The 14,046-nt window shown below is 70.3% G+C and carries 10 protein-coding genes; 2 read left to right on the forward strand and 8 right to left on the reverse strand.

What is annotated here, in order from left to right; genetic code table 11:
- Positions 1–161 precede the first annotated feature (161 nt).
- Positions 162–758 carry a MarR family winged helix-turn-helix transcriptional regulator gene (locus ACIA8E_RS37250; RefSeq protein ID WP_399305334.1) on the forward strand — a complete coding sequence of 199 codons (597 nt, stop codon included), beginning with the start codon at positions 162–164 and terminating at the stop codon, positions 756–758.
- Positions 759–839: 81 nt separating this feature from the next.
- Here ACIA8E_RS37250 and ACIA8E_RS37255 read toward each other — a convergent pair whose 3' ends face one another.
- From ACIA8E_RS37255 to eccE, 8 genes are all read right to left on the reverse strand, one after another.
- On the reverse strand, positions 840–1,835 hold the full coding sequence (locus ACIA8E_RS37255) for an oligopeptide/dipeptide ABC transporter ATP-binding protein (RefSeq protein ID WP_399305337.1): 996 nt from the start codon (positions 1,833–1,835) through the stop codon (positions 840–842).
- Entirely contained in the window at positions 1,832–2,860 is a 1,029-nt protein-coding gene (locus ACIA8E_RS37260) for an ABC transporter ATP-binding protein (RefSeq protein ID WP_327127064.1), read from the reverse strand. The genes ACIA8E_RS37255 and ACIA8E_RS37260 overlap by 4 nt, the downstream gene beginning before the upstream one ends.
- Complete coding sequence (locus ACIA8E_RS37265) at positions 2,857–3,792, reverse strand: ABC transporter permease (protein ID WP_030979809.1); 936 nt, start codon at positions 3,790–3,792, stop codon at positions 2,857–2,859. Before ACIA8E_RS37265 ends, ACIA8E_RS37260 begins: the two co-directional genes overlap by 4 nt.
- Positions 3,789–4,871, reverse strand: a complete 1,083-nt coding sequence (locus ACIA8E_RS37270) for an ABC transporter permease (RefSeq protein ID WP_399305341.1) — start codon at positions 4,869–4,871, stop codon at positions 3,789–3,791. Before ACIA8E_RS37270 ends, ACIA8E_RS37265 begins: the two co-directional genes overlap by 4 nt.
- A 95-nt stretch (positions 4,872–4,966) precedes the next feature.
- Positions 4,967–6,847 carry an ABC transporter substrate-binding protein gene (locus ACIA8E_RS37275; protein ID WP_399305343.1) on the reverse strand — a complete coding sequence of 627 codons (1,881 nt, stop codon included), beginning with the start codon at positions 6,845–6,847 and terminating at the stop codon, positions 4,967–4,969.
- Between the two features lie 197 nt (positions 6,848–7,044).
- A complete protein-coding gene (locus tag ACIA8E_RS37280) occupies positions 7,045–9,825 on the reverse strand; it encodes an SCO5717 family growth-regulating ATPase (RefSeq protein WP_399305346.1) in 2,781 nt (926 codons plus the stop codon).
- 336 nt (positions 9,826–10,161) lie between these two features.
- Positions 10,162–10,884 (reverse strand): hypothetical protein, encoded by a 723-nt coding sequence (locus tag ACIA8E_RS37285; RefSeq protein WP_399305349.1) that lies wholly within the window; start codon positions 10,882–10,884, stop codon positions 10,162–10,164.
- Positions 10,884–12,245, reverse strand: a complete 1,362-nt coding sequence (gene eccE, locus ACIA8E_RS37290; RefSeq protein WP_399305383.1) for a type VII secretion protein EccE — start codon at positions 12,243–12,245, stop codon at positions 10,884–10,886. Before eccE ends, ACIA8E_RS37285 begins: the two co-directional genes overlap by 1 nt.
- A 229-nt stretch (positions 12,246–12,474) precedes the next feature.
- On the opposite strand from eccE, the gene eccB reads away from it, so the two are divergent.
- A complete protein-coding gene (gene eccB, locus ACIA8E_RS37295) occupies positions 12,475–14,025 on the forward strand; it encodes a type VII secretion protein EccB (RefSeq protein WP_399305352.1) in 1,551 nt (516 codons plus the stop codon).
- Positions 14,026–14,046 lie beyond the last annotated feature (21 nt).

Below are 14,046 nucleotides of genomic sequence, written 5' to 3' on the forward strand. Positions count from 1 at the left end.
CTGAAACAGCTAATGCTGAGATTTCTAGCACTTGGCGATAGCCACCACAAGGGTCCGGCTTCGGGCGCCGGTTGTATCGTGGGCGGTCACTACCGCACCGCACGCTCCATTCCCGGAAGGAGGCGCGGGGTCCCGGCGCCGGCGCCGTCCTCCCACCGCACATGACTCGTAGAGCTTCCAGCAGTCCCGACGCGGTCGACCTCATTCTGGAGCAGTGGAAGCGGGAGCTGCCCGGTCTCGACGCCTCTCCGATGGAGGTCCTGGGCCGGCTCCACCGCAGCTTCCTGCGCTACCAGGGGCTGCTGTCCGATCTCTTCGACTGCTTCGACCTGAACATGGCGGCCTTCGATGTGCTCGCGACTCTGCGCAGGTCAGGACCGCCCTACCGGCGGACCGCCGGTGAACTCGCCGACATATCCCTGGTCACCACGGGCGGCATCACACTGCGTCTGGACCGGCTGGAGAAGGCCGGTCTGGTGACCCGGGAGCGCGATCCCGGCGACCGCAGGGTCGTGTACGCGCGGCTCACCGACCGGGGGATCGAGATCGCCGATGTGGTCGCGGTCGCGCACTTCGCCAACGAGGAGCGGATGCTGGCAGAGCTGACGGGGGCCGAGCGACGTCAGCTGGGCCGGCTCCTCGGCAAGCTGGAACGCTCCCTGGAGACGGCGGAACGGACACCGCCCGACCCCGGGCCGGCCACCGGGGTGGCCGGGCGGCCGGCCCGGGTCGAAAAGCCGCCTGCAGTCAGTATCTGAGCACTCAGACACCGACCGGGACGGGGTCGCGTCCGGCCGGAGCGGTCGGCCGGACGCCCGTCCGACCGGAGGGCCACCGCCCTACGGCTGCGCGCCCACCACCGCGTGCGCCCAGTGGCAGGCCACCTGCGTCTCCCCGCCCCCCGCGAGCACCGGAAGATCCTTCGTACGGCACGCGTCCGCCACCCCTGCCCGCTCCGCCTCGCCCGAGGCGAGGATCTGACAGCGCGCGTGGAAGCGGCAGCCGGACGGCACCTTCGACGGATCCGGCGGTTCACCCGCGAGGATCACCGGATCGCCCTCGGCCTCCGGCAGCACCGACAGCAACGCCTGGGTGTAGGGATGCTGCGGGGCCGTCAGGATCTGCTCGACCTCGCCCGTCTCGACGATCCGGCCGAGATACATCACCGCGACCCGGTCGGCGATGTTCCACGCCAGACCGAGGTCGTGCGTGACCACCAGGGCCGACAGGCCCAGTTCGTCCCTCAGCCGCAGCAGCAGGGCCAGGATCTCGCCCCGCACCGATGCGTCCAACGAGGCCACCGGCTCGTCGGCCACGATGAGTTCCGGTTCCAGGACGAGGGCGCCCGCGATCACGACGCGCTGGCGCTGGCCGCCCGACAGCTCATGCGGGTAGCGCAGGAAGAAGCGCTCGGGGGGCCGCAGCCCGGCCCGCGACAGGGCCTCCGCGACGGCGGCCCGTTCGTCACCGGCATACCCGTGGATCCGCAGGCCCTCCGCCACCGCCTCGTACACCGTGTGCCGCGGGTTGAGCGAGCCGCTGGGGTCCTGGAGCACCAGCTGCACCCGCTTGCGGTACGCCTTCAGCGCGCGGCCCGCATAGTTGAGCGGCTTGCCGTCGAAGGTGACCGCCCCGGACGTAGGGGGCACCAGCCCCAGCAGGGAGCGGGCCAGCGTCGTCTTGCCGCACCCGGACTCGCCGACCAGCGCGACGATCTCGCCGGGCCGGATGTCCAGGTCGACGCCGTCCACCGCGCGCGCCGTGGCCGCACCGCGCCGGCCTGGGAAGGTGACCTTCAGTCCCTCCGCGCTGAGCAGAGGAGGGGTGGTGGTCATGATGTGCTCCTTGCTTCCTCGGCGCCCTGCCGGAGCGAGGCGTCGGCCGCCCCCGGCTCCACCAGCACACAGGCCGCCCGCCGCGCCGCGCCGGCGTCCCGCAGCTCCTGGTCCTGCGTGGTGCAGGAGTCCAGTGCCACCGGACAGCGCGGATGGAACGTGCAGCCGGCCGGCAGCGCCGACGGGTCCGGCGGGTCACCGGGCAGCCCTCGGGGAGCGAACCGGGAGGACCGGTCGCCGATCCGCGGGAAGGCGCCCGACAGGGCCTTGCTGTAGGGGTGTTGCGCGTTCTCGAAAACCGCGGCGGAGGGGCCCTCCTCCACGACCCGGCCCGCGTACATCACCGCGAGCCGGTCGCAGGTGTCCGAGAGCACCGCCAGGTCATGGCTGATCATGATCAGACCGAGGTCCTGCTGGGACACCAGCTGCTCGATCAGCCGCAGGATCTGGGCCTGGATCATCACATCGAGGGCCGTCGTCGGCTCGTCCGCGATGATCAGGTCCGGGTCACAGGCCAGCGCCATCGCGATCATCACGCGCTGCCGCTGACCGCCGGAGAGCTCGTGCGGATACGCGTTCGCGCGCGCGGCCGGCAGCCCCACGTGCTCCAGGAGTTCACCGGCTTTCTTCTTCGCGCCGGCCGGTGTCGCCTTCTTGTGCAGCAGGATCGGCTCGGCGATCTGGTCACCGATGCGGTGCACGGCGTTGAGCGAGTGCATCGCTCCTTGGAAGACGATCGAGGCACCCGCCCAGCGCACGGCCCTGACCTGGCCCCACTTCATGGCAAGGACGTCCTCGCCGTTCAGCAGGATCTCGCCGGTGACCTTCGTCCGGGCGGGCAGCAGCCGCAGCAGCGCGAGTGCGAGCGTCGACTTGCCGCACCCGGACTCACCGGCGATGCCGAGCTTCCGGCCTGCGTCGACGGTGAGGTTCACGCCCCGGACCGCTTGCGCTCCGCCGGCGTACGTCACCGAGAGGTCGCGTACCTCCAGCAAGGGGGTCTTCTGTGTGCTCGGTGTACTCAACGGGCCACCCCCAGCTTGGGATTGAGGACGGACTCGATGGCACGCCCGCACAGTGTGAACGACAGCGCCACCAGGGCGATGGCGATGCCGGGTGGTGCCAGGTACCACCAGTCGCCGGCGCTCACGGCGCCCGCCTCACGCGCGTCCTGAAGCATGCCGCCCCAGGAGGTGATGGTCGGGTCGCCGAGGCCGAGGAAGGCGAGCGTGGCCTCGGTGAGAATCGCGCTGGAGATCACGAGCGTGGTCTGCGCGAGAACCAGCGGCATCACGTTCGGCAGGACGTGACGGGCCATGATGTGCCCATGGCCGCCGCCCAGGGCGCGGGCACGCTCGATGTAGGGACGGGACTCGACGGCGAGCGTCTGGGCGCGGACCAGGCGGGCCGTGGTCGGCCAGGTCGTCACGCCGATGGCGAGGATGACCGTCCAGATGGAGCGGTCCATCACCGTGGCGAGCGCGATCGCGAGGACGAGGGTCGGCATCACCAGGAACCAGTCGGTGACGCGCATCAGAACCGTCGAGTACCAGCCGTGGAAATGGCCCGCGACGATCCCGACGACCGTACCGATCGCCACGCACAGGAACGCGGCGAGCAGCCCCACCGTGAGCGAGACGCGGGCGCCCCACACCAGCAGTGCCAGGACGCTGCGTCCGAACTGGTCCGTACCGAGCGGAAATTCTCCGCTGGGCGATTCGAGCGCGCCCCCCGGTGCATCGGTGACGCTCTGCGAGTCGGCGCCGGCCAGCGTGGGCGCGAACACCGCGATCAGCGCGATCAGGATGAGCCCGGCCAGCCCCCACAGGCCGCCCCGGTGTGTCCGGTACTCCCGCCAGAATCGGGCCAGTGACTGGCGCTTGCGGGCCCGGGCCAGGGCGCGCGGGGTCTTGGTCACGCCCGCTTCGTTCTGCACGGGCAACGGTTCGGTCGTCATCGGCCCACCCGGGGATCAAGCAGCGGATACAGCACGTCGGCGAGGGTGTTCGCCAGGATCACCGCGGTGGCGAAGACGAAGAACAGCCCTTGGACGAGGGGAAGGTCGGGCACGCTCAGCGCCTGGTAGAAGAGACCGCCGAGTCCCGGCCAGGAGAACACCGTCTCGACCAGGATCTGGCCCGCCACCACATGCCCCAGGTTCACGAACATCAGTGTGAACGTCGGCAACATCGCGTTCGGGACGGCGTGCTTGCGCCGTACGACATCGTCACGGAGCCCCTTTGCGCGGGCTGTCGTCAGATAGTCGCTGCCCATCTCGTCGAGGAGCGAGGAACGCATCACGAGGAGTGTCTGCGCGTAGCCGACCGCGACCAGGGTGATCACGGGAAGCACCAGGTGATGGGCGACGTCGAGGACATAGGCGACGCCCGTCTCGCCGCCCGACTCCAGGCCGCCCGTCGGGAACATGCCGGGGATCGGGCCGATGCCCACGGAGAAGACGATGATCAGGAGCAGGCCCAGCCAGAACGACGGCACCGAGTAGAGCGTGAGCGCGAACGCGGTGTTGAAGCGGTCGCTGCGGGAGCCGTTGCGCCAGGCGGTACGGGTGCCCAGCCAGATGCCGAGCGCCGTGTAGAGGACGTACGCCGTGCCGGTGAGCAGCAGCGTCGCCGGGAGCGCCTCGGTGATCTTGTCGATGACGGGGGTGTGGAACTGGAACGAGGTACCGAAGTCCCCGGTCAGTGCGTCACCCACGTAGCTCGTGAACTGCTTCCAGAGCGGCTGGTCGAGGCCGAACTGGTGTCTGAGCGACTGGAGCTGCTCGGCGGAGACGCGGCGACCGCCGGTCATCTGCTTCACGGGGTCGCTGGGGATGAGGCGGAAGAGGAAGAAGCTGGTGACCAGAACGGCGAACAGGGAGATGACCGCTCCCGCGATCTTTGCCGCCACGTACTGGAGATAGACCTTGGTGTTGCGCGCCCGTGCGTCGCGGGCGACCGAGGGCCCGGCCGGAGCCCGGCCGTCGGTGTCCGCATCCGCGTTCTGCACGAGCGCCGGAGTGCTGTCAGCTGTCATGGGGAACTCTCGTTACTCGTGCTGCACTTGGAGGGACCGGCAGGGGGATGCGATGTCGTGGCCCCCTGCCGGTCCCTCTCATCCCGTTCGCGTGATTATTCGCGTTCCTCCGCCGTGCTGCGGCGGCGCCGCGCGAGGAGGAACCCGCCACCGGCGACGACCACGACGGCGACGAGGATGCCGATGACCACACCGGTGGAGCTGCCACCGCTGTCGGCGGCCGAACCGTTCTTGCCGTCGGCGGCCGCCGGAACGGCCGACCACCAACTCCAGTACCCGTCCTGGCCGTAGATGTTGCCGGCCGCCTCGGGCATGGTGGTGATGGACTTGATCTGGTCGGTGCGGTACGCCTCGACCGCGTTCGGATACGCGATGATGTTCATGTACCCGGAGTCGTACATCCACGACTCCATCTGCTTGACGATGTCCGCCCGCTTGGCCGGGTCGTACTCGGCGAGCTGCTTCTTGTACAGCTCGTCGTACGTCTTGTCGCAGATGAAGTTGTCCGTGGCCGCGCTCTCCTTCGCCTTGGCGGGCAGGGCCGAGCAGGTGTGGATGCCCAGGACGAAGTCCGGGTCCGGGTTGACGGACCAGCCGTCGAAGGCGAGGTCGTACTCACCGGCGTACCAGGGCACCGAGACGTCGTCGCGGCAGTCGACCTTCAGGCCGATACCGAGCTTGCCCCACCACTCCTTGAGGTACTTGCCGATCGCCTTGTCGTTCGGGTCCGTGGCGTGGCACAGGATGCGCAGGTCGAGCGGTTTGCCGTCCTTGCCGACGCGCTGGTCGCCCTTGAGCTTGTAACCCGCCTGGTCGAGGAGCTTGGCCGCCCGGTCAGGGTCGTACGACAGCTTCTGACTGTCGGACGGCTGCCAGAAGTAGTCCGAGAAACGCGGCGGAATGTAGCCCTGGCCCTCGACGGCGTGGCCCTGGAAGACCTTGTCGATGATGGCCTTGCGGTCGATCGACAGGAAAAGCGCCTGGCGCACCTTCTGGTCGAGCAGGGCCTTGTTGCCGTCGCCGAACTTCTTGCCGTCCTTGGTCTGCGCGCCCGGGTTGGTGGCCAGCGCGAAGAAGCGGCGGCCCGGACCCTCGTTGACCTTGATGTTCTTGTCGCCCTTGAGGGACGCGGCCTGGGCGGGCGTGAGCGCGGGGGCGCCCGCGACGAACGAGACCTCACCCTTGCGCAGGGCGGCGACCGCGGCGTCCTGGTCCTTGTACGTCTTGAAGACCAGTTCGTCGAACTTGGGCGCGCCGCGCCAGAAGCTCTTGTTGGCCTTGAGCTTCACATACTGGTCGACCTTGTAGTCGGTCAGGATGTACGGCCCGTTGCCCACGATCGGGAACTTGGTGTCGTTGTTGAACTTCGAGAAGTCCCCGACCTTCTCCCAGACGTGCTTCGGCACGATCGGCACATCGAGTGCGGCCATGGTGGCCTGAGGCTGCTTCAGCTCGATGACCAGCTTCTCCGGGCTGGGCGCCGTCACTTTCTTGAAGTTCGCGACGAAGCTGCCGTTCGCGGTGGCAGCGCCTTCGTCGGTCATCATCTTGTTGAAGGTCCACGCCGCGTCCTCGGCGGTGGCCTGCTGCCCGTCCGACCACTTGGAGTTGGACCGTATGGTGTACGTCCAGGTCAGCTTGTCGGCGGACGGCTCCCACTTGGTGGCGAGCCCAGGGACCGTGTGGTTGTCCTTGGGGTCGTAGTTGGTGAGGAAGTCGTACATGAGCCGGTGGACGCTGGTGCTCATCAGCCGCTGAGCGAGGAACGGGCTCAGCGAGTCGACGCTCTGTGCGACCGCGACGGTCAGCGTCGTCTTGCCGTTGTCGGCGGCCTGCGCCTGCTGCGGGGCGGCGCCGAGGGGCGTCCCGGGGACGATCGACCCGGCCGCCAACGCGAGGGCCGCGGCACCGGATGCCAGGAGGATACGCATACGTGAGCGTGGCTGAGCGGAGGGTGGTGGGACTCTTGTGACCATGGACAGGGACCTCGCGTCATGACTCGCACGGAGAAGGCGGGTTGATCTCTGGTTCGCCAACTGGTGAAGCGAAGGTCTACCAGCGCTGGTCGAGTCGCGTCAACGGTGCCCCAAACGGCGTGTGGGCTGCAGGAATGCCCAAAGGGCCCGCACCGTCGGGACGGTGCGGGCCCTCATTGGTTCAGACCTCTGATGCCTTACTGCTGAGGCGCTGGCGGCGGCTGCGGAGGGTGCTGCTGCCAGCCCGCGGGCGGGACGGGACCTTGCAGTTCGGGGTGGTCCTGCTGTGCGGGCAAGCCGGGCTGACCGCCGTGCTGCTGCTGCGGCGCGGGCGGGCCGGCCGGGCTCGCCGGGGACTGGGCCTGGGACGGCAGCGACTGCTGCCAGCCGTTCTGCTGCACACCGGGACCGGGGTGCGGGGGATACGGCTGCTGTCCCCCGTACGGCTGATGGGGCGGGTAGGGCTGCTGGGGCTGCTGGGGCGGATACGGCTGGCCCGTCTGCTGCGGCGCGTACGGCTGCTGACCGGGCATCTGATGCCCGGGCATCGGCGGGGCGTACTGCGGCGGCGGGTTGTTGCCGTCCGACGTCCACAGACCCTGCTGCTGCTGGGCGCGCGGGAAGTCCTCGGCGACCAGTGCGGAGAGGTTGAAGTACGCCTCACGGGTCTTCGGGCGCATCATGTCCAGGTCGACCTCGGCGCCGGCCGACAGATGCTCGTCGAACGGTACGACGATCACGCCCCGACAGCGCGTCTGGAAGTGCTGCACGATGTCGTCGACCTTGATCATCTTTCCGGTCTCGCGGACCCCGGAGATGACGGTGATCGAACGCTGCACCAGTTCCGCGTACCCGTGCGCCGACAGCCAGTCCAGCGTCGTGGAGGCGCTGGAGGCGCCGTCGACCGACGGCGTCGAGATGATGATCAACTGGTCGGCGAGGTCCAGCACTCCGCGCATCGCGCTGTAGAGCAGACCGGTACCCGAGTCGGTGAGGATGATCGGGTACTGCTTGCCGAGGACATCGATCGCGCGCCGGTAGTCCTCGTCGTTGAAGGTCGTCGAGACCGCCGGGTCCACGTCGTTGGCGATGATCTCCAGACCGGACGGCGCCTGCGAGGTGAAGCGGCGGATGTCCATGTACGAGTTGAGGTACGGGATCGCCTGGACCAGGTCGCGGATGGTGGCCCCGGTCTCGCGACGCACGCGGCGGCCGAGCGTACCGGCGTCCGGGTTGGCGTCGATGGCGAGGATCTTGTCCTGGCGCTCGGTGGCCAGGGTCGCGCCGAGCGCGGTGGTCGTCGTGGTCTTGCCGACACCGCCCTTGAGGCTGATGACCGCGATCCGGTAGCACGACAGCACGGGCGTACGGATCAGGTCGAGCTTGCGCTGCCGCTCGGCCTCCTCCTTCTTGCTGCCCAGCTTGAAGCGGGACGCGGCGGACGGCGCACGACTGCTCTTGGCCTTCTGCTTGCCGCGGACCAGGCGGTCGGAGGACAGCTCCACGGCCGCCGTGTAACCGAGGGGCGCGCCGGGCACGGAACGCTCGCGCTGGTCGTGGGTGACCGGGGTGGGCCAGGCCGCGCCGGTGCGCGGGTCGACGGGTGGACCCTGCGGCGGCTGCTGTTGCGGGTGCTGCTGCTGGGGTTGCTGGGGCTGTTGCTGGGCGGGCGGCTGGGGCACGACCGGCGCGGGCAGATTGGGCGCGCCCTGGACCGGCGGCTGGTGGCCCTGGGGCGGCTGCGGGGCGCTCTGCTGTGGGGGCCACTGCGGTGACTGCGGCACCTGAGGCGGTTGCGGGAACCCGTATGCGCCCTGCGCCGGCGGCGCGGGGTGAGCGGGGTGCTGCGGAACCTGCGGCGGCAGTGGCACTCCCTGTGCGGGCGCCTGCGGCTGCGGCGGGAATCCGTAACCGCTCTGCGGCGCAGGGGCGTTCCGCTGGGCGGGCAGCTGAGGCGCTTGCGGTGCCTGAGGCGCGTACGGCGCCTGCGCGGGGTTCGGGAATCCATAACCGCCCGGCGCCTGGTTCGTCTGGGCAGGTCCCGTCGCCGGCCACTGCGGCGCCGACTGGGGCGCGTCGGGCTGCGGCGCGGCGGGCTGGAAGGCGGGCGGCAGCGGCGGCAGTCCGCCCTGCGCGGGTGGTGCCGGGGTCCAAGGGGTCGGGGGCGCAGCGGCCGGCGGGGCGTTCTGCGGCACCGCATCCGAAATGGCGTCCGAGGGCGCAGGGCCGACAGGCTCGTCGGCGTCGGCAGGAACGTCGGCCGGAACCTCGTCCGTAACGGAGTCCCTGACCGCATCCGTCACCGAATCGGTGACCGAACCCGCATCGCCGTTCCCGTCGTCGGTCGCCACGTCGGAAGGCTGTACGGAGCCGGATCCGGCGGTCGCGCCCGAATCGGCAGCGCCACCGTCCCCGCCATGATCGCCGGCACCGGCACCGTCTGTCGTCGGGGCAGTTGTCGCGGCCGCAGTCGCGGCCACAGCGGCGTCCGCGGCCTCCGCGGCCGCAGCCTCCCGCTCCGCGATCTCCCGCTTCAGCGCGGCCGGCGAGAACCGCATGGTCGCGCCGCTCTCCACGTCTCCGCCGCCGAAGGGAGCCGGCGCACCACTCGGCTCCCCCTCCCCCGCCCCGGGCGCGGGGGAGGAAGAGGAATCAGCGGCAGCGGCAGCAGCAGGGGGCGTCGGCTCGACCGGTGCCACCGGCGGTGCGGGCGCGGGCGGCGCCGGAGCCCAGGTGGGCTCGAAGCCGCCCCCGGCCGGCAGCCCGGGCACGGACACCGGCGCCCCGTTGGGCGGCGGAGGCGGCGCCAGGTGCGATCCGGCCCCGCCCGACGAGTCCCCGGACGCGTTCTGCGTATACCAGGCGGGCGGGGTGTAGTCGATGGTGAACTCACCCGTCATCTCGGCGGGCTCCGCGTCGGACGACTCGTCGACGGGCCTGCTCCAGCCCTCTCGGATTTCGTCCCGATCGCCGTTCACTTTGCCTCCTGGTGTGGTCGAGCACCCTTGTGCCGTGGTGGGTGGGGGCGACCGTTCCCGTATTCCGAACCGCCCGGCTCTCCCCCTTGGGACGCGCATTGCCTGCCCGCAGGTTCTTCTGCCGCGCCCCCACCCACCCTAATCGTCATCGGGCCCCCTCCGGCAGGCCGTAGGGCACCGCAAGAGCTGTCCAGTACGTCACGCGTAGCCCCCAAGTGAACCGAGTACGGCAGAGCGTGAAGAGCGAAGCGGTCAAACTCGTACATCTGCATGCGGATATGTGAATATTCCGTGCGCCTTGTCCAGGCCGGAACGTACCTCGCACGCATGCGACGGTCAGTCCATTCGTCGTGCGCCGCCCAGCAGTCCGGTCTCCGCATCGGTGGCCTGCGTCATCACGAACTGCCGGTCCCGTTCCGTGCACCAGAGGGTGACCCCGTCCGCCAGTGTGGACAGCGCCTGTGTCGCGGTCGTCGGTAGATGTGCGATTCGCCCGATCTGCGCGGCTTCGTCGGGAGATACCCGCTGAATCCCCACCAGAGACGCCTTCTTCATCAACGCGGGCGCCACCGGACTCAGATACGGCAGCAGCGTCACCACCGACTGCCAGGGCCCGGACACCACTCGCCCGCGCGGCGGCCGCATCCCGCAGTCCCGCACCACGACCACCGGGCTGCCGGCCGAGGCGCCCTGCGGTGGCACCCGCCCTACGTCGTGCAGCGAAATGCACGGCTGGCCACCCCCGGCCGCCTGTGCGAGCCCCGTCCAGGCGTGGGCCCGGCCGGTCTCCACGACGATCCGGGCACCGGTCGCGGCTGCCCGCAGGGCCAGCACCTGCGCCGTCCACAGCCCGCCGATCAGCGTGACGTCGTACGGCGTCGGCCGGTTGATGCCGAGCACGGCGGGCCGCCCCTCGGCGTCCACACCGATCACCATGCCGTCGTCGCCGACCGGCAGGGCCATCGAGGCCAGTTGCTCGACGGAGACCGTGTGCCGGCTGCGACGCGGTCCGATCAGCCCGAACCCCAGCCGGGCGCGGGCACTGGTGGGTACGGACATCAGCGGGTACCCCCGAGCGGCAGCGTGGCGAGCACACCGGGCAGCTGCTCGCGGTCGAGTCGTACCAGCGACGTCTTCACGCCGCGCGCGGTGCGCTCCAACTCATGCCGTGCGGTGAGCAGTTCCTCGTCGCTGCGTCCCGTTATCCGGACGTGGCCGGCGATCGAGACCTCCTGCCGGTCGCCGTGTCCCAGCGTCAGGCTGAAGGTCGTGGCGAGCGCCGGGAGCGAGGTGAGCAGCGCGACCAGCTGCGGCATCGACGCCCCGCCGCCGCTCGGCGCCCCGCCGAACTGCGGCCAGCGCCCCACCCAGTAGGTGGTGTGCCACCGGTCGTCGCAGCGCCAGGTCCGCGCGGTCTCCTCGGTGCGCCGCGCCGGTGTGTTGGCCCGGCCCGCCTGCTCCATCGCCGACGGGCTGACGCAGGCCGAGATCGCGATCGACGACGTCAACTCCTGCTCGGTCAGTACCGTCGCGCGGAAGCCGGCCCCCGTCAGTCTGCTGGCCAGCTGATCGGCAGCGCGTACGAGACACTTCTGCGCCCCCTCGATCCCGCCGCCGCGCGCCTGCACGGCCTCCGGGCAGAGCTCCGGGTCCAGCTTGAGCGCGATCCAGGTGATCCGGACCGCGGGCGATCCTGTCCGGGCCTGCAGCGGTGCGTAGTTGCGCGCCGCGACGGACTGCGGGGGCAGATGCGGGGCGGGCGCGGGCTGGGTGTGCTGCACGATCTGCGCCGACTCCAGGCGGATGCCGTCGACGTCGAGCACGTCCCGGACCAGGGTCAGCGGCAGCGGCTGCGCGGCCCGGTCGGGCCGCAGCGCCGTGGCGTCCGACTCGATCTGCAGTACGGCCGTGAGGAACGTACCGTCGCCGATCATCCCGACCGGCCGCCGGTCACGGTCGCTGAACGAGTACGTGCGCAGCGCCGGGTCGCACTCGACGGCGGGCGCGATCCCCGGCTCGGTACCTGCGGGCAGCACCAGCGAAGCGGCCCTGCGGGTACGCGCGCGCAGTGCGATCGCGGTGCCCAGCCACTCGGGCAGCGAACGGCGGTGTCTGCGCAGGAGGGCGAGCAGCACCAGCGCAGTGGCGACCGCGCCGGCCGGGACCAGCAGTAGAGGCTCGATGACCCAGGCCACGAGAAGCAGAGCAGCCGCGATCTCGATCAGTACGAGTTGTTGCAATCGGAACGAACCGAAGTGTCCGGGGCGTCCGTTCACCCGCGGGAGGGCCTGTTGGCCGGGGCCGGAGGAGCCGCGAGCCGGTCCGCCGGGCGGGTACGCAGAGGACACCGCTCCGGTGGGTGTGTGGGTTGCGGAGGGCGGTGCGTTCCCGGCCGGACGTGTCCGCGTCGCGGAAGACATCATTCCGGCATTCCCCCGTTCATAAGGCCCCCGTTTCGACCCGATCACCCCTGTCCCGCCGGGGGCTTTGGCGGCTGGATCACCCTACCCGCCCCGCGGCCGCCCGGGGTCAGCAGGCATAGTAGGTGCCTGTCCGGCAGCGCGGTCCGGCATCCGGGGGGCCGGCGCAGGGGTCGGGGGACGCGAACTCCTGGAGCCGCGCGGGGAGACACGGGAGACACGCAGACTCATGGCATCACGGCGGGATGAACTCAACGCGTACACCTTTGCGAAGAAACGCACGGTGGCGGCATTTCTCCAACCCTCGCCCACCGGCACCGAGGAGGGCGCACCGCGCCCGCTGCGCGCCGTCCTTCCGAGCATGGTGGCCGGGGCGCTGATCCTCGCGGGCTTCGGCGCCTACGGCATGTTCAAGCCCACCGCACCCAAGGACTGGGACAAGCCCTTCACCAACGTGATCGTCGGCAAGCAGTCCACCACCCGCTATGTCGTGCTCACCACCGGCAAGGGCAAGAAGAAGAAGACCCTGCTGCATCCCGTACTGAACCTCGCCTCCGCCCGACTGCTCCTCACCCCGCAGCAGTACGACGTCATCCAGGTACCCGACGACATCCTCGACGCGGGCAAGCCGCCGCGCGGACCGGTCCTCGGCATCCCGTACGCCCCCGACCGGCTGCCCGAGGCGGACGACGCCGGCACGGCCAAGCGGTGGGCCGTCTGCGAACAGCCCGGAGGCAAGGGCAACACCGTGCAGAAGGCCGCCTTCGTCTTCGCCGAACGTGACAACAGGCGGACCGAAGGCGCCCATAGGCTCAGCGGCGGCGAGGTCCTGTACGTCAAGGGCCAGACCGGCGCCCGCTATCTCGTCGATGCGAGCGGCACGAAATACCGCATCGACGAGACCGTCGCCGACGACGGCCACCTGACCGGCGCCCTCGTCGGCAGCCGGCAGCCGCAGTCCGTCACCGACGACTGGCTGGCCACCCTGAACGACGGCAGCCCGATCGTCTTCCCGCAGATCCCCGGCACCGTCGGCGCGGACGCGCACATCGATGGACAGCTCTCCACGGAGGAGAACCGGGTCGGCATGGTCCTGCGCACCCGTACCGGCGAAGGCACCACCCACTACGTGGTCCTCGACGGCAAGGTCCAGCCGGTCTCCGAGTTCACCGCCTGGCTGCTGATCAACTCACCGCAGACCGCCCGGCTCAACCTGAAGAGCAAGGCGCGCGCCGTCGGACTCCAGACGTTCGTCCCCGACCCTGCTGCCTTCACCGGCCAGGCGGCACACTGGCCCACGCGGAGGACCGCCCAGGTGAACGCCCCCGAGGGCGGCAGCGGCGACCGGGACACCATCTGCAGCGTGCTGCGCAAGGTGGACGGCAACGGCCGCCCGACGCTCAGCACCTGGGCGGGCACCGCGTACCCCGCCTCCATCGGCGCCGGTGGTACCAGCACCTACGTCACCCCTGGCAGCGGCCTCCTCTACACCCAGGTACGGGGGCAGCAGACGAGCCCCGACGGCTCACTCTTCCTGGTGACCGACACCGGACTGCGGTACGCCGTTCAGGCGAACGGCGACAGCGATGCAAAGCGTTCCGACATCGGCGCCGGCGAGCAGCAGAACGGGACGGACGGCCGTCCCGAGCCCAGCCAGGCGCAGATCAGGCTGGGATACGAGAAGATGACGCCCTCTCTCGTCCCGCTCGCCTGGTCCGAGTTCCTGTCCAAGGGCCCGCGACTCGACACCAACAGCGCTCGCCAGCCCCAGGGCTCGTGACCGGGATATTCGCGAAAGGCT

The sequence above is a fragment of the Streptomyces sp. NPDC051664 genome (assembly GCF_044453545.1).
Taxonomy (GTDB): Bacteria; Actinomycetota; Actinomycetes; order Streptomycetales; family Streptomycetaceae; genus Streptomyces.